At 56.4% G+C, this 16,436-nt stretch carries 11 protein-coding genes and 1 tRNA gene; 7 read left to right on the forward strand and 5 right to left on the reverse strand.

The window, feature by feature from the left end:
• Positions 1-43: 43 nt before the first annotated feature.
• Positions 44-119, reverse strand: a tRNA-Lys gene (locus QMZ18_RS21325).
• Positions 120-422: 303 nt separating this feature from the next.
• Here QMZ18_RS21325 and QMZ18_RS21330 point away from each other — a divergent pair.
• Together QMZ18_RS21330 and QMZ18_RS21335 are read left to right on the forward strand one after the other, a co-directional pair.
• Entirely contained in the window at positions 423-992 is a 570-nt protein-coding gene (locus QMZ18_RS21330; RefSeq protein ID WP_282608366.1) for an amino acid synthesis family protein, read from the forward strand.
• A gap of 21 nt (positions 993-1,013) precedes the next feature.
• Positions 1,014-1,325, forward strand: coding sequence for an EthD family reductase (locus QMZ18_RS21335; RefSeq protein ID WP_282608367.1), 312 nt, complete (start codon positions 1,014-1,016; stop codon positions 1,323-1,325).
• A 48-nt stretch (positions 1,326-1,373) separates the two neighbouring features.
• Here QMZ18_RS21335 and coaD read toward each other — a convergent pair whose 3' ends face one another.
• Complete coding sequence (gene coaD / locus QMZ18_RS21340; RefSeq protein ID WP_282608368.1) at positions 1,374-1,886, reverse strand: pantetheine-phosphate adenylyltransferase; 513 nt, start codon at positions 1,884-1,886, stop codon at positions 1,374-1,376.
• Positions 1,887-2,074: 188 nt separating this feature from the next.
• Positions 2,075-4,936 (reverse strand): DNA gyrase subunit A, encoded by a 2,862-nt coding sequence (gyrA, locus tag QMZ18_RS21345; RefSeq protein ID WP_282608369.1) that lies wholly within the window; start codon positions 4,934-4,936, stop codon positions 2,075-2,077.
• A 518-nt stretch (positions 4,937-5,454) separates the two neighbouring features.
• Between gyrA and QMZ18_RS21350 the strand changes: the two genes are divergently transcribed.
• Both QMZ18_RS21350 and QMZ18_RS21355 read left to right on the forward strand, forming a co-directional pair.
• A complete protein-coding gene (locus tag QMZ18_RS21350) occupies positions 5,455-6,633 on the forward strand; it encodes an ABC transporter substrate-binding protein (RefSeq protein WP_282608370.1) in 1,179 nt (392 codons plus the stop codon).
• 19 nt (positions 6,634-6,652) lie between these two features.
• Positions 6,653-9,688: a hybrid sensor histidine kinase/response regulator gene (locus QMZ18_RS21355; RefSeq protein WP_282608371.1), complete on the forward strand. Its 3,036-nt coding sequence runs from the start codon at positions 6,653-6,655 to the stop codon at positions 9,686-9,688.
• Positions 9,689-9,697: 9 nt separating this feature from the next.
• On the opposite strand, the gene QMZ18_RS21360 is transcribed toward QMZ18_RS21355, so the two are convergent.
• Both QMZ18_RS21360 and ssb read right to left on the reverse strand, forming a co-directional pair.
• Positions 9,698-10,153 (reverse strand): GNAT family N-acetyltransferase, encoded by a 456-nt coding sequence (locus tag QMZ18_RS21360; protein ID WP_282608372.1) that lies wholly within the window; start codon positions 10,151-10,153, stop codon positions 9,698-9,700.
• A gap of 18 nt (positions 10,154-10,171) precedes the next feature.
• A complete protein-coding gene (gene ssb / locus QMZ18_RS21365; RefSeq protein ID WP_282608373.1) occupies positions 10,172-10,711 on the reverse strand; it encodes a single-stranded DNA-binding protein in 540 nt (179 codons plus the stop codon).
• 272 nt (positions 10,712-10,983) lie between these two features.
• On the opposite strand from ssb, the gene uvrA reads away from it, so the two are divergent.
• From uvrA to trmFO, 3 genes are all read left to right on the forward strand, one after another.
• Positions 10,984-13,854, forward strand: coding sequence for an excinuclease ABC subunit UvrA (gene uvrA, locus QMZ18_RS21370; RefSeq protein ID WP_282608374.1), 2,871 nt, complete (start codon positions 10,984-10,986; stop codon positions 13,852-13,854).
• A 120-nt stretch (positions 13,855-13,974) separates the two neighbouring features.
• The gene (locus QMZ18_RS21375) at positions 13,975-14,982 is read left to right on the forward strand and encodes a TAXI family TRAP transporter solute-binding subunit (protein ID WP_282608375.1); all 1,008 of its coding nucleotides are present in this window, start codon (positions 13,975-13,977) and stop codon (positions 14,980-14,982) included.
• A gap of 60 nt (positions 14,983-15,042) precedes the next feature.
• Complete coding sequence (trmFO, locus tag QMZ18_RS21380) at positions 15,043-16,416, forward strand: methylenetetrahydrofolate--tRNA-(uracil(54)-C(5))-methyltransferase (FADH(2)-oxidizing) TrmFO (RefSeq protein ID WP_282608376.1); 1,374 nt, start codon at positions 15,043-15,045, stop codon at positions 16,414-16,416.
• The last annotated feature ends 20 nt before the right edge of the window (positions 16,417-16,436 follow it).

Consider the following 16,436-nt stretch of genomic DNA (forward strand, 5'->3'; position numbering starts at 1 on the left):
AGAACAGCTTCGGTCGAAATAATCTGCTGAAATCTTGAAAGAATGGTGAGCCCGACAGGATTCGAACCTGTGACCCGCTGATTAAAAGTCAGCTGCTCTACCAACTGAGCTACGGGCCCACTCTGCCCACTGGCGTGAGCGGGCGCACCATAGGGCCGGGATGGGATTCGGTCAACCTCGAGAAACAGCGATTTTGGCTCCGAATTGCGATTTTTCTCCTGTGTTGTCGACTGCGTATAGAAACAGCCCAGGAATCAAGACTTTTCAGCCGAATTTGGCGGGCGATTAAAGCGTTAAACCGGGCTTCTATGCCCAGATGATTCCTAAATCTATTCGAATCTGGTGAATCTGCGCCCAACAATTTGTTTGTTTGGCCTCCACCGACTTCATACCATTCGCGCTGCAAAAATGCGGGGAGCAAGATGATAGACAATGAACAGGCATCGCAGCCAGAAATCCGAAAGATTGTCGTGCAGCTGGAGGAGACCTATAGCGAGGCAGGCCGGCAGGTCGAGGGGGCGAAACACAAGGTCACTGTAGCCGCAGTCATTCGGAACCCCTTCGCGGGACACTATGTCGACGATCTGGCACCGCTTTACGATCTCGGCCGCAATATCAGTGGCATGCTCGCTGACCGGGGCGTTCAGGTTCTCGGCGTAAAACCTGAAGAGGTGACAAGCTATGGCAAGGGCGCCGTGGTTGGTGTCGATGGCGAGTTGGAACATGCCGCCGCGCTGATACATCCTCGATTTGGAGCACCTGTGCGCGCAGCAGTCGGCAAGGGCGACGACATTATTCCCTCAACCAAGAAGATGGGCGGTCCGGGCTCGGTCATCGTGATGCCGTTGACCAACAAAGACAGCATCTGGGAATTCGACGATATGGATGCAACAGAAATTACCGTGCCCGACGCGCCGAGGAGCGATGAGATCCTGGTGGCTGTCGCATTGGGGATAGGCGGGCGGCCGTTGAACCGGATCAAGCCGGATTAATTCACGCAGAAGGGAGACGGCATGTTCAAAGCAATGATTCTACTGAAACGGAGCGAAGGAAGCGATTTCGAGAGCTTCAAAACCTGGTGGTTGAAGGATCACAGGCCCCTCGCCCAGCAGCTCCCCAACCTGCGGCGAGCCGTCTTTAATGTCGTTGAGGGCGACGGTTCAGGTGAGTTCGACGGAATCTCCGAGCTCTGGTTCGACAGCCATGCTGATTTCGATTCGGCCTACAAGTCGGACATCGGCAAAGCTGTGGCGGAGGATTCGATGGCCCATGTTGCGCGCCGGGAGCGCCTTTTTATAGCCGAGCACATCGTCAAAGACAGTTAACCTCAGTTTCTCGTCTACCCATCATCAGGGACAAGCAAAACAGTTGGGTTAGTCCATCGGATTGCTTTGAAAGCGTTCTTTCAATCGAGTCGCAGTCAAGGGGCTGACGAAGGTTGAGATATCGCCGCCCAGTTTGCCGATCTCCTTGACGAAACGCGAAGAGATGAACTGCTGACGCTCGGACGCCATCAGGAACATGGTTTCGATCTCTTTATCGAGACGGGCGTTCATTGCCGCCATCTGGAATTCGTATTCAAAGTCAGATACGGCGCGCAGGCCACGGATGATGACTGCCGCTCCGGTATCGCGCGCAAAGTGAACCAACAGATTGTCGAAGGCCATGACTTCAATGTCGAGCCCGGTACGACGTAGTTCGGCGATATCGTCGAGTACCATCTCGACCCGTTCGTCGGTCGAGAACATAGGCCCTTTGCCGGCATTGCGCGCGACCGCGATGATCAGTTTGTCGACCAGCTTGGCGCCACGCGTAATAATGTCCAGGTGACCATTGGTGATCGGGTCGAATGTCCCGGGATATAGTCCGATCCGTTTCCCGCTCATACCTCTCCATCCCTCGTGATCCGGCCCAAAACCCGGTTGCATTTCATCGATTTAGTAAAATCCGCTACCAGTCTCTGGTGTTGAACGACACACAGGAATTCACAAAGTCGCGGGAAGCGATTCTGTGAGTTCGCGTGCATTGAGATCCGTCGTTTTGGCGTATTTGCTGTTTCTGTCAGCCTTAATCCCTACGCGTCGGATTCATCGGAAGGATCATCCCCGACTTGATCGCCTGGATCAACGGAATCCTCGGGCGAAGGGTTCTCAGCCCCGGTCACTGCATCCCCGTCCGCGCCGGCAGTGCTTTCCTCGCCCTCTTCTCCGATCGATTCATCGTCCTCGGCATCTTCTGCGCCGTCGTCGGACAAGCGGGTTACAGAGACGACCTTTTCATCATCGGCCACGTCGAGAACCTTGACGCCCCGGGTGGAACGGCCGGCGATGCGAATGCCTTCAACCGGGCAGCGGATGAGCTTTCCGCCGTCTGTCACCATGACGAGCTGGTCTTCCGATTCGACCGGGAAAACCGCAGCGACCGAAGTGGACCTGCCTCCGGAGCGTGTCAGATCGAGATTGGCGATACCCTGCCCACCCCGCTTGGTGATGCGGTACTCATAGGCGGAGGAGCGCTTGCCGACACCGTCTTCGGCAATTGAGAGGATGAAGTCTTCCGACTCTGCCATTTCGGCGATGCGTTCCTGTGACAGTTCAGTCTCGACGCTATCGCTTTCTTCACCGTTTCCGCCGTTTTCAGTGCGGCGTAAAGCAGCTGCATAGCGCAGATAGCTGTCGCGTTCCTCGGTCGAAAACTCCGTATGGCGCAGGATCGACATCGAAATAATCGTATCGCCCTTGGCAAGCTGAATGCCACGGACACCAACCGACGTCCGGCCGGAGAAGACCCGCACATCGCCGACTGGGAAGCGGATACATTTTCCGCGTGCAGTGGCCAGCAAGACGTGGTCACTCTCGAGACAGGTCTGAACGTTGACCAGCCGCGCGCCTTCTTCCTCAAAGCGCATGGCGATCTTGCCGTTGGACATCACGCGGGTGAAATCCGACAGTTTATTTCGCCGGACACCACCGGTGGAAGTCGAGAACATGGCGTACATATCGCCCCAGGCGGTCTCGTCTTCCGGCAAGGGCATCATGGTCGTGATGGTTTCGCCTTCCTGCAAGGGCAACAGGTTGATGAGCGCCTTGCCGCGCGACGTCGGCGAGCCGAACGGCAGACGGTAGACCTTCATCTTGTAGACCATGCCGCGTGACGAGAAGAACAGCACAGGAGTATGGGTGTTGCAGACGAAAACCTGGCTGACGACATCCTCATCGCGGGTCGCCATGCCCGCCCGGCCTTTGCCACCACGCCGTTGCGCCCGGTAGGTATTCAGAGGCACGCGTTTGATATAGCCACCGAGGCTGACAGTGACGACCATATCCTCACGCTGGATCAGATCTTCGTCGTCATGATCGAAACCACCTTCGGCAATCAGGGTCCGGCGCGGTGTCGCAAAGCGGTCGCGCATATCGCGCAACTCTTCGCGCATGATGTCGAGCAGCCGGTCCCGGGATTCCAGGATCTCCAGGTAGTTTTTAATTTCCGCGGCGATTTCTTCCAGTTCCGCGGCGATCTTTTCGCGCTCCAGGCCGGTCAGGCGCTGCAGGCGTAATTCGAGGATCGCGCGGGCCTGGATTTCCGACAACCGGTAGGTTCCGGCATCCGAGACTGCCCGCCCCGGCTCGTCGATCAGTTTTATCAGCGGGGCGACGTCGGCGGCCGGCCATTCGCGCGCGGTCAACTGCTCGCGCGCCACGACGGGATCGGGAGCCGCACGGATCAGGCGAATGATTTCGTCGATATTGGCAACCGCAATCGCCAAGCCTGCCAAGACATGCGCCCGATCGCGGGCCTTGCCGAGTTCGTAGATCGTCCGCCGGGTGATCACTTCCTCGCGGAAGGCCACGAAGGCGGCAATGATTGACTTGAGGTCCAGCAGTTCCGGTCGCCCGCCGTTGAGCGCCAGCATGTTGGCGCCGAAGGAGGTTTGCAGCGAACTGTGGCGGTAAAGCTGGTTGAGCACGACTTCGGCTTCGAAATCGCGCTTGATTTCGATCACCACGCGAACCCCGTGACGATCACTCTCGTCGCGCAGATCGGCAATGCCTTCGACGACCTTGTCCCGGACCAGTTCGGCGATCCGCTCCAGCATGCGCGATTTGTTGACCTGATACGGGACCTCGGAGACGATGATCGCCTGACGGTCCTTGCGGATCTCCTCAATTGCGGTCGCTGCGCGCATGGGGATGGAACCGCGCCCCGTATGATAGGCGTCGCGGATGCCCTTGCGCCCCAGAATGATACCGCCGGTCGGAAAGTCCGGGCCCGGCACGATTTCATTCAACTGGTCGATCGAGATCTCGGGATCATCCACATAGGCCAGGCTGGCATCGACGACTTCGCCGAGGTTATGAGGCGGAATGTTCGTCGCCATGCCCACTGCGATGCCGCCGGCCCCATTGACCAGCAGATTCGGGTACCTGGCGGGTAACACCGAAGGTTCACGCGTGGTTTCGTCGTAGTTATCCTGGAAATCAACCGTATCGCGATCGATATCCTCAAGCAGCGCCTCGCTCGCGACCCGCATCAGACGGGCTTCGGTATAACGCATGGCCGCCGCGGGGTCGCCGTCCATCGAGCCGAAATTGCCCTGTCCGTCGATCAGCATCAGGCGCATGGAGAAATCCTGCGCCATACGCACCATGGCATCGTAGATCGCGCTGTCGCCGTGTGGATGGTATTGACCCATCACGTCACCAACCACACGGGCTGATTTACGATAGGTGCGGTTCCAGTCGTAGCCTGCTTCTTTCATGGCGTAGAGAATACGCCGATGAACGGGTTTTAGGCCGTCGCGCACGTCGGGAAGTGCACGAGAGACAATGACGCTCATCGCATAATCGAGATACGAGCGCTTCATCTCTTCTTCGATGGTAACCGGAGTAATGTCGAAGCCGGAAGGCGAGCCTGGAGGCGTGGTACTGGAACTCAAAAAACTGTCCTGTCGAACTGCTGAGAAAGAAATTTCGTGGCGCTGAAGCAGGAATGCGATTCGTTTCGAACCGAGCCTCAGTGACGACAATATGTAGCAAAATTCCCCTGCCTGAACAACAAAATGCAGCGACTGACAGCTTCCAGAAAATTGCTATTAACATATTGTTTTTAATGGGAATATTTTTAATTTTCCCAACCCATCTTCATAAAAGCCGAATCACCTGTCTCATCTGGCAATTTCTGAAGGTTTTTTTACCGATTCGCAGCCGTAAAAAGAGGTTCTTAAGTCCGAAGATTTGGCCTGCAGGGTTTCTTAGTAATTGATACATCTTATGCGCGTATACGATTCGAGTCATGCGACTGCTTCGAACAGGGAAAAGTCGTGTTCCCGCCGCGCGAACCCTAGGCGTGACCAGGAGCATCGGCCTGTAAACAAAAGATTTGCCTTAAAAGTTCTTAAACGCCTCATCGTCCAGAATAAGGGATCGGAAAGTGCCGGAACACCTGAATAAAACAATGACAAAACTCTCACTTACGCTTTTGTTTGCTGCTGCCACCTTTGTTGCAGGCCCGCTTACCGTCAACGCGAACACGCCAATCATTGTTGGTATGGATGCCGATATGTCATCCGGCGCTTCGGTGTCGGGTGAAGCCATAAAACGCGGCGCTCAGATTGCAATCGACGAGATCAATGCGCGCGGTGGCGTCCTGGGGAGTCAGTTAGAACTGAGGGTCCTCGATCACAGGGGCAACCCTGCGCGCGGTAAGGACAATATCGAGGAACTGGGTGAAACCGAAGGCGTCGTTGCCGTCGTCGGCGGCATTCACACACCGGTTGCGCTTGCTGAACTCGATATTATTCACCAGAACGAACTAATCTATCTCGGTGCCTGGGCAGCAGGAACACCCGTGGTCGATAACGGGCGTGATCCGAATTATGTTTTTCGAGTATCCGTTCGCGATCAATTTGCAGGCGAATTTCTTCTGTTGGCTGCTGTCGACCGCGGACACGCTTCGCCCTGTCTTCTGCTCGAGGAGACAGGTTGGGGACGTTCCAGTGAAAGGGCCTTTAAAACAGCCGCGAAGAAACACGCGACTGGAATTGTTGACATCCAGTGGTTCAAATGGGGCGTATCGAACCTCAGCGAGCACTTGCGTCTCTTTAAGGAACGCGGATGTGACGTCGTCATGTTGGTGGCGAATCCCCGCGAAGGTGCTGTCGCGATCCGGTCAATGCTGTCTTTGGATAAATCCCAACGCCTGCCCATTGTATCCCATTGGGGTATCACCGGCGGAGATTTCAGTGCTGCGGTTGGTCAGGACTTTTCAGAAATTGATCTGGTTTTCCTTCAGACCTATTCCTTCATCAACCCGACACATCCCGAACGCGCCGCACAGGTGATCGAGAGCTATCTCACGCGCCACGATGATGTTTCGACAGTGGAAGAAATTGCGGCGCCGGTTGGGACTGCGCATGCTTACGATCTGATCCACCTTCTCGCGATGGCGCTTGAAACGGCGGGAACGACGGACCGAGCCAAGGTTCGTGAAGCCCTCGAAAATTTACCGGAATATAATGGCCTGATCCGCGATTACGCGCCTGCCTTTACACCTGAACGACACGACGCGTTGGATGCCAGCGATTTCTCCTTAGCCCGCTTTGCGCCCAATGGCGCGATCGTTCCGGCAGAGTAGAGTCGGGATCATCAAGCATATGGGGGCAAAGAAACAGTCGCAGGGTATCCTGACCTACATTGCGCTGCGCGTGATGGTGCCGATGATCATTGCGTTGGCGGCTGCGGCCGTATTCACGGTTCGTGAAATCGATGAGACGAACACAACCTTCGTCGAAGAACAGCTCGCGACCCAATCTCTGCACACTGCGGAGATTCTAGGGTTCAGACTGGAAAACCTTGTCGATGCGGTCAATGCTCTGGCGGAGAACGACATCTTCGTAAACGGGCTGGTCGACGAAACCAACAGACACACCTATCTACCGGCCTATTTTGCGTCGCTTCGTCTGCCGGGCAGCCAAAAGAACAATATTATCCTGACAGACTACAAGGGACGGCCCATCGCGTCGACGCAGGGCAAAGTGAACTTTAAGGGGGAAAACTGGGTCAGCACGGTCATGTCGGGCGATTCGCTGTTACTGATCGATGCTCAGAAACTGATCATTGCCGTTCCAATCGTAAATAATGGCATGCCAGAGGGGATGCTTGTTACCGTGTACGATGCAGAGGGCTTGGTGGAGACGCTCGATTTTCCTTCTCTCTCCCGCTTAAGCGCAGTGGTAGACATCAGTACAGGGCTGGTTATCTATTCATCGGTTGAAGCCTTCGCTCGCCAAGGCGAGAAAGATCCTGGGCGAAAGGTTGAGGGTTGGGTGCAAAGCCGGAGTTTTGTGAACAGCCACGGTGAATCTAAAAATTTTGGCGGCAATTTGATCGTCGTTACCGGCGAACTGACGAAAGAAGCATTCGCGGTTTCCGAGGAAATCAGCAAGGTTATTCTGTTCGCCTTTGCCGCTGCAGGTCTTGCCCTTCTGATCACGACCGGATTGATTACGTCGCTTGTCAGACGGCCATTGGTCGGCCTGCTCAAAACCGTCAAGAGCATTAGTTCCGGTGCTTCATTGAACGAACGCGCTCAGGTGGAGGGTGCCAAAGAATTCCGCCAGCTGAGTTTCGCATTTAATGGCATGCTGGAACGCATCGCAGAATCCACAGCATCCAGGGAACAGGCCGAACAGGCCAATAAGGCGAAATCCGAATTCCTGGCAACTATGAGCCATGAGATCCGGACTCCCATGAATGGGGTGATCGGAATGACCGGTCTGCTGCTGGAAAGCAAGTTGGAGCAGGATCAGCGGAAGTACGCGGAAACCATCCGTGAGTCCGGTGAAGCCCTATTGGCGATCATCAACGACATTTTAGACTTCTCCAAGCTGGAAGCCGGCAAGGTCGAATTGGAACTGGTCGATTTCGCCCCTGTTGCCATGGTGGAAACGGTGACCGATTTGGTGGCTCAGCGCGCAATCGCAAATGGCAACGAGATCCAATCCTATATTGATCCTGCAGTCCCTCAGGCCGTGCGCTCGGATGTTGCCCGCGTGCGCCAGATCCTGCTGAATCTGGCGGGAAATGCGACCAAATTTACCAAAGATGGTTCTATCTCCGTCACCTGCACCTTAGATGACAGCTCCAGCGCCGAACGTTGCGTCCTGAAGTTTTCGGTGGCCGATACCGGCATCGGTATCCCGAAGGAAGCGCAAGACAAGCTGTTCCAGAAGTTCAGTCAGGCCGATGCATCCACCACGCGAAAGTTTGGCGGTACCGGTTTGGGACTCGCGATCTGCCGGCAGTTGGTCCAGCTAATGAACGGTGAAATCGGTATTGAGAGTGAACCTGGTCAGGGAAGCACCTTTAGCTTCACTCTGCCCGTTGAACCCGCGGTTGCAAAGATCGAGGCCGTGTCGACGGTCTCGCCGAAGGAAGAGTTAAAAGGCAAGAAAGCGTTGATCGTGGACGATTCCGAAATGAACGTCCTGATTATGGAAAAACAGCTCCAGTCCTGGGGCATGGAAACGGTTTCGACGCTCGATCCAAAGCAGGCGGTCGGCATTTTGCAGGCTGAATTGAAAAAGGACGCAGCCGTCGATCTTGTTTTCCTCGACTACATGATGCCCGATATCGACGGCGAACAGCTGATCAAGATGATCAAGGGTATTCCAGAATTTAAAGAGCTTCTGGTGATTTTGGCGACGTCTGGCATGGCAAGCCGTAAGCTGAGTGAGCTTCAGGCGATGGGTTTCGCTGCACGTCTTGTGAAACCGCTCAAGCAGTCGGATCTGTTCGATTCGATCAGCACTGTTCTGCTGAACGAGACGGTGTCTGCTGCTCCCGCTGCCAAACCGGCGTCGGCCATGTCCAGTGCGGTAACAGGGCGAATTCTGGTAGCTGAAGACAACATGGTGAACCAGATTGTTGCCGTGAAGATGCTGGAATCCATGGGGCACCATGCAGATGTCGCCGCCAATGGGCGCGAGGCGCTGAATGCCGTTCAAAAGATGCCGTACGACTTGGTCCTGATGGACATGCAGATGCCGGAAATGGACGGACTGCAGGCAACGCAGGCAATCCGTGCGTTGCCCAGCGACGTTTCGAACATTCCAATCGTGGCCCTGACAGCCAACGCAATCCAAGGCGACCAGGAGCGCTGTATCGAAGCCGGCATGAACGACTACATTAGTAAGCCGGTCGAGAAAAAGGCCCTCTTTGAGGTGCTTGAATCCTACCTGACACAGTCAAATACTTCGTCAGACGAGGCCGGCGAGACACAAAATGCGGACGCAGCATCTTCCGAACCTGCCAATACCGACCGGGCTCCAACACCCGTCGTCAAACTGGATCGCCTGCGCGAGCTTTGCGATGAAATCGGAGTCGAATCGCTGGAGATTATCTTGTCGTCCTACACAGACGACAGCCTGCAGCTGATGGATGACATCAGAGAGCTGACGGACCTTGCCGACATCGAAAACCTTAAGAACAGGCTTGAAACTCTGCAGGGCAGTTCGGAGAACGTAGGACTGACTTCCCTGTCTGAGCTCTGTGAAGAGGCTCTCGCTGCGTTACAGCATGGATTAACGGCCTTCGAAACCAAACTGCTCGGTAATCTTGACGACGTTCATGACCAATCCTGCAGCGAGGTCAAAGACTGGCTGGACGAGGCCAAACGAAAGACCGCGTGAGTTCCCAACCTAGCGCGCAGTCTTACCGAAAATCATATCCACATGAAGAATACCGGCGTCGTCGTAGGGTTCGCCCGGAACGCGCACGAATCCGAGGCTGCCGTAAAAGGCTTCCTGCTCGATTTGAGCGGACAGCTTTATCGGTGACTGACTGTAGAGACGCCCCGATTCTGCGATTGCTGCCTCCATCAGGACACGGCCGAGCCCCTGCCCCCTCGCTGACTTTCGTAGCACCACTCGAGACAGGGTAATCTCATCGCCGTGATCGGGACCTCGCAGGCGGAGGTAACCTGCGAGGTTGCGGTCGATCAAAAGCAAAAGATGGCGAGCGTGCCGGTCCAGACCGTCGATATCGGGAAACAGCGATTGCTGTTCGACCACAAAGACCTCATTGCGGAGCTGCAACAGGTCGTAGAGCTGGTCGCGGTCCAGATCCTTGAAGTCTGCCCAGATGAGATTTTGCACCAGTGTTCTAGACCGAATTTAGAACGGAATTTCGTCGTCCAGATCCCCGCCCGAAGGACCGGAGCCGCCGCCGCCGAATCCACCGCCGCCGCCTTGGCCGCCACCCTGACCGCCGCCACCCTGGGAACCGCCGCTGCTGAAACCGCCACCGTAGCTGCCGCCACCACCCTGGCCGCCGCCAAAGTCTCCACCACCTCCGCCTTCATTGCGGCCATCGAGCATGGTAAGTTCCCCACGGTAGCGCTGCAGAACGACTTCGGTGCTGTATTTCTCCACGCCTTGCTGGTCGGTCCATTTTCGGGTCTGTAACTGCCCTTCGATGTAGAGCTTCGAGCCTTTGCGCAAGAACTTCTCGACAACGTCGACCAAGCGGTCGTTGAAAATCACGACCCGGTGCCATTCGGTACGCTCGCGTCTTTCGCCTGAGTTTCGGTCACGCCAGGTCTCGGACGTCGCAAGCGACAAATTGGCGATTTTCGTGCCGTCTTGCGTGCTGCGGATCTCCGGGTCGCGGCCCAGATTGCCGACGAGAATGACTTTATTTACGCTTCCGGCCATGCCGTTCTTCCCTGTATCTTCGAAAACTGAATGTGCGGACTCGACAGTCGTCGAGACTCTTGGCGACTTTACCGATAAGGTTCGTCAACTGCACCGAATTTGTTGTGTCTAAATTTTCGTTCCTCAGACTAACAAATTCGTTGCCGCATCTCCATATTCATGTTTTGTTCCCCTTCATATCGGTTGGGATCAGACCAACTGTTATGCGATCTATCGAGGCTGATTGTAGAACGCCATGACGACCAGAGAGCTATCATGACCAGAGAGCTATCATGACGAGACCGGCCGATCCCGTCATATCGGTTCGCGGAGCGCGCGAGCATAACTTAAAGAACGTCAGTATCGACCTACCACGCGATCAGCTGGTGGTGATTACGGGACTCAGCGGTTCTGGAAAATCGTCACTCGCCTTCGATACAATCTATGCCGAAGGCCAGCGCCGCTATGTCGAATCGCTGTCAGCCTACGCGCGCCAGTTTCTTGAGATGATGCAGAAACCGGACGTGGATTCGATCGACGGTCTTTCGCCTGCCATCTCCATTGAACAGAAGACGACGTCCAAAAATCCGCGCTCGACAGTCGGCACGGTGACCGAAATCTATGATTATCTGCGCCTGCTGTTCGCGCGCGTCGGGATCCCCTACTCGCCGGCGACCGGTCTGCCGATCGAGAGTCAAACCGTCAGCCAAATGGTTGATCGGGTCATGGAGATGCCGGAGGGAACGCGCCTTTACCTGCTGGCCCCCATCGTGCGTGGCCGCAAGGGCGAGTACCGCAAGGAGCTTGCAGAGCTTCAGAAGCGCGGCTTCCAACGGGTTAAGATAGACGGCGAGTTGATGGAGATTGTCGAGGCCCCTGCTCTCGACAAGAAGCGCAAGCACGACATCGAGGTGGTGGTTGATCGCCTGGTGGTCCGTGCCGACATCGAGTCTCGCCTGGCCGACAGTTTCGAGACTGCGCTGGAACTGGCGGATGGTCTGGCCTACACGGAAAATGCCGACGGTGGAGAACGTACGACATTTTCGGCCCGCTTTGCCTGCCCCGTATCAGGCTTCACCATTGATGAGATCGAGCCTCGGCTTTTTTCCTTCAACAATCCCTTCGGCGCCTGTTCAGCGTGTGACGGCCTGGGCATCGAGATGTTTTTCGATCCCGAACTGACCATCCCGGATCAGGGGCGGTCCCTCGCCGAAGGCGCGGTCGCGCCCTGGTCCTCGGCGACAGCTCAGTACTACAAGCAAACCCTGGATTCGATTGCCCGGCATTACGGCGTTTCTTCGCGAACCGCATGGCGGGATTTGCCGGAGAAGGTCCGTGACACGATCATCAATGGCTCCGGCAAGGAGTCCATCACCATGCGCTACGACGATGGCTTGCGGTCCTATGAGACGTCCAAGCCATTCGAAGGTGTCTTGCCCAACATGTCCCGGCGTTGGCGGGAGACGGACAGTGACTGGGTGCGCGAGGAACTGTCGAAATATCAGGCGACCCAGCCTTGTGATGCCTGCGGCGGACATCGCCTGAAGCCGGAAACACTGGCCGTTAAAATCGCAGGGCTGCATATCGGTGAAGCTTCCAAGTTTTCCGTGGCTGAGGCCGAGCGCTGGTTTGCTGGTCTCAACGAGAAATTGACGACGAAACAGCAGGAAATTGCCGGCCGTATTCTGAAGGAAATCAACGAGCGCCTCCGGTTTCTGGTGGATGTCGGCCTGGAATACCTGACCCTCAGCCGCGGCTCGGCAACTCTGTCCGGTGGCGAGAGCCAGCGGATCAGACTGGCTTCCCAGATTGGCTCCGGATTGACAGGCGTTCTCTATGTTCTGGACGAACCTTCCATCGGATTGCACCAGCGCGACAATGCGCGGCTTCTTGAAACCCTGAAACGCCTGCGCGACCTGGGCAACACGGTTATTGTGGTTGAGCACGACGAGGACGCCATCCGCACTGCCGATTATCTTGTCGATATGGGACCCAAGGCGGGCACGCACGGTGGCGAAGTGGTGGCGCATGGCTTGCCGGATGAGGTGATGGCGGTGCACGGCAGCTTGACCGCTGACTATCTGACCGGAAGGCGAATGATCGAGGTGCCGGAAACCCGTCGTCGGGGTCGCAAACGCCAAGTGTTGAGCGTGAAATCCGCGACAGCCAACAATCTGCAGGATGTCAGTGTCAGTATTCCCCTGGGAACCTTTTCCTGTGTGACCGGTGTATCGGGCAGCGGTAAGTCAACGCTGATCATTGAAACGCTGTTTAAGGCCGTCGCACGCCGCCTGCACAACACCAAGGACACGCCGAGCAAACACGAATCCATCGAGGGACTGCAATTCCTCGACAAGGTCATCGATATCGATCAATCGCCCATCGGCCGCACGCCGCGTTCCAATCCTGCAACCTATACCGGCTGCTTTACGCCGATCCGCGAGTGGTTCTCCGGCCTGCCCGAGTCCAATGCCCGCGGATACAAGCCCGGACGTTTCTCGTTCAACGTCAAGGGCGGACGCTGTGAAGCCTGTCAGGGTGACGGCATGATCAAGATTGAGATGCACTTCCTGCCGGACGTTTACGTTCAATGCGATGTCTGCAAGGGAAAACGCTATAACCGGGAAACACTGGAGATCGTTTTCAAAGGCAAGAGCATCTCGGACGTTCTGGATATGACCGTGGACGAGGGCGTCGAGTTTTTCAAGGCGGTCCCGGCGATCCGTAACAAGCTCGAAACGCTTGCACGGGTCGGCCTTGGGTACATTCACGTGGGTCAGGCCGCCACCACTCTTTCAGGCGGTGAGGCACAGCGGGTGAAGCTGGCCAAGGAATTGTCGCGCAAGGCGACAGGCCGGACCCTCTATATTCTCGACGAGCCGACAACCGGTTTGCACTTTGAAGACGTCCGCAAACTGCTCGAGGTTCTGCAGGCTCTGGTGGACCAAGGCAATACGGTTCTCGTGATCGAACATAATCTTGAAGTCATCAAGGTGGCCGACTGGATCGTCGATCTCGGGCCTGAAGGCGGCGACAAGGGAGGCCGCATCGTTGCCAGCGGTACACCCGAAGACGTCGCCGGGGTCCCGGAAAGCTTTACCGGACAGTATCTGGCGCCTTATTTGAACGGAGTCGCTTCGCAAACGCGAAAAAAGAGCGCCTGAACGTCAGCTTCTATTGAAAAGCCCGTCGTTCGGCTGCTTAAAATTCTAGATTGAATCTTATCTGCTGCTAAGCTCCCCGTCGTGCTTGTGACTGTACAAGTCGTTGAAGGGGACCTTTGTATGCGGCGTTCGTCAATCCTGTTCGTGCTAGCCAGCCTGGCATTGAGTGCCTGTGCACAAATTCAGCAGCAACCGCAACCGCAGCCGATAGTCAAACAGCCTGATCTGGGAACGGGGCCGTTCTTGATTGGGACCGGAAGTACTGCAGGCGTTTATCATGCGCTCGGGCAGGAGATCTGCCGCAGCTACGAGAAAGCCTACGTTGTCGAAGCTTCCTCCTGCGACATTCTGGTTCAGCGCTGGTCCGAAGCGAAGCTGAAATCTTTACAGAGCCAGATTCTCGATATGGCTATTGTCCATTCGGATTGGGCACGCTCTGCCACCAACGGAACAGGCCCCTTTACCAATTCTGGCCCTATGAACCGGCTTCGTTCGGTCGCGTCGTTCTATTCGCAACCCCTATCCGTCATTGTTAAACGCAACTCAGGCATTACTGAATTGGACGAATTGCCTGAGGCACGGCTCGTCGCCGCATCGAATTCCTCTGCTGACGTGATGTTCCAAATCGTTTTGAGATCGAAAGGCTGGACGGAAGAGAGTTTTGCGTCATTAGTGAAGGTCGATTCGACACGGGCGGCACTCGATGCCTTCTGCGAAGGCAGTGCGGATGCCATGCTGGTAAATGCCGGGCATCCCAGCGGATTTGTACAAAAAGCGACGACTGAATGCGGCGGTCGGCTTCTGCCCGTGGAAATTCCGGGGATTGCCGAAGAGATTGCAGACAATCCCGCGCTTGCCGAAGCATCAATTCCGGCTGGGATGTATCGGGGACAGTCCGACAGCATCCCGACTTTCGGGTACCGCGCTGTACTGGTGGCACGAAGCGATACGCCCGACGTCGTGGTCGCGGCTGTCGTCAACGCCGTTTTGAATGATTTCGACGCTTTTAAAAGACGGCATCCGGCGTTTGCAGAGCTTGAGCCAGGCGAGATGGCAATTGCCGGATTGGCTGCTCCCTTGCATCCCGCTGCCGAAGCCGCGTACCGGCTAAAAGGTTTGGTACCCTGAAGGGTCAAAAGACGACATTGAGGGCTGTCGGGCGCCGTTTCCTTGGAGTATGGTCCGGCTATGACAACAGCTGATATCAAACCCGTCCATGTGGTGGGCGGCGGCATGGCCGGCAGCGAGGCGGCCTGGCAGATTGCCGAGATGGGCGTACCAGTGGTTCTGCATGAGATGCGGCCGGTGCGCAAAACCGACGCACATGCGACCGAGGGACTGGCCGAGCTGGTTTGTTCAAACTCGTTCCGTTCCGACGATGCAATGAACAATGCGGTCGGCCTGCTGCACGAAGAGATGCGGCGGCTGGGGTCGATTATTATGTCCGCGGGCGATGCGCACAAGCTGCCGGCTGGCGGCGCGCTCGCTGTCGACCGGGACGCTTTTTCCGACGAAGTTACCCGACGTCTGGAAGCCCATGCCCTCGTCGAAATCCGCCGTGAGGAGATTGATGGTTTACCGCCTGAGGACTGGGATTCGGTGATCCTTGCCACAGGTCCCCTCACCTCTCCTGCATTGACTGAGGCGATCGGCAGGGTGACCGGCGAGGAATACCTCGCCTTCTTCGATGCCATTGCCCCGATTGTCTACAAAGACTCGATCGATTTCGAGAAAGCCTGGTTTCAATCACGCTACGACAAAGTCGGTCCTGAAGGCGACGGCGCCGACTACATCAACTGTGCCCTGACCAAGGATGGCTACGAGGCCTTCATCACAGACCTGATCGAAGGTGAAAAAACCGACTTCAAGGAATGGGAATCTTCGACTCCCTACTTCGAAGGCTGTCTGCCGATTGAGGTCATGGCCGAGCGCGGCCCGGAAACACTTCGATTTGGCCCGATGAAGCCGGTCGGACTACAGGATCCCCGCAGCGAAACGCGTCCGCATGCGGTTGTTCAGCTGCGGCAGGATAATGCACTGGGCACGCTCTACAATATCGTCGGCTTTCAGACCAAAATGAAATACGCCGAACAGGTCCGCGTGTTCCGAAAGATACCCGGACTCGAGAACGCCGAGTTCGCGCGGCTGGGCGGTCTGCATCGCAATACCTTCATCAACTCCCCGCGCCTGCTGGATGGCAGCATGCGCATGACTTCGGCGACTCGGTTGCGTTTCGCCGGGCAGATTACCGGCGTCGAAGGTTATGTCGAAAGTGCCGCGACGGGATTGCTTGCCGGGCGCTTCGCGGCTGCCGAACGCCTTGGGACGGCAGTTGTTCCACCACCAGCCACGACGGCTCATGGTGCGCTGCTCAGCCACATCACTGGCGGTGCCGATGCCAAGACCTTTCAGCCCATGAACGTAAACTTCGGGCTGTTTCCGCCGTTGGAAAAGGTTGAGGGCAAAAAGATCAAGAAAAAGGAGCGTAAGCCGGCCATGGCTCAACGCGCGCTCGATGATCTTGCCAGATGGATTGGTGACAGTGCGGCGGCGGCGGCCTGAACAGAGGTTCCCGCGCCGAC

It is taken from the genome of Pelagibius sp. Alg239-R121, assembly GCF_947331435.1.
Lineage (GTDB): Bacteria > Pseudomonadota > Alphaproteobacteria > Kiloniellales > Kiloniellaceae > Denitrobaculum.

Excerpts from the sequence above, each read along its gene's own strand:
- QMZ18_RS21375 (WP_282608375.1), top strand. The coding sequence starts at position 13,975 with ATGCGGCGTTCGTCAATCCTGTTCGTGCTAGCCAGCCTGGCATTGAGT.
- QMZ18_RS21350 (WP_282608370.1), top strand. The coding sequence starts at position 5,455 with ATGACAAAACTCTCACTTACGCTTTTGTTTGCTGCTGCCACCTTTGTT.
- QMZ18_RS21330 (WP_282608366.1), top strand. The coding sequence starts at position 423 with ATGATAGACAATGAACAGGCATCGCAGCCAGAAATCCGAAAGATTGTC.
- coaD (WP_282608368.1), bottom strand. The coding sequence starts at position 1,886 with ATGAGCGGGAAACGGATCGGACTATATCCCGGGACATTCGACCCGATC.
- ssb (WP_282608373.1), bottom strand. The coding sequence starts at position 10,711 with ATGGCCGGAAGCGTAAATAAAGTCATTCTCGTCGGCAATCTGGGCCGC.
- QMZ18_RS21335 (WP_282608367.1), top strand. The coding sequence starts at position 1,014 with ATGTTCAAAGCAATGATTCTACTGAAACGGAGCGAAGGAAGCGATTTC.
- trmFO (WP_282608376.1), top strand. The coding sequence starts at position 15,043 with ATGACAACAGCTGATATCAAACCCGTCCATGTGGTGGGCGGCGGCATG.
- uvrA (WP_282608374.1), top strand. The coding sequence starts at position 10,984 with ATGACGAGACCGGCCGATCCCGTCATATCGGTTCGCGGAGCGCGCGAG.
- QMZ18_RS21355 (WP_282608371.1), top strand. The coding sequence starts at position 6,653 with ATGGGGGCAAAGAAACAGTCGCAGGGTATCCTGACCTACATTGCGCTG.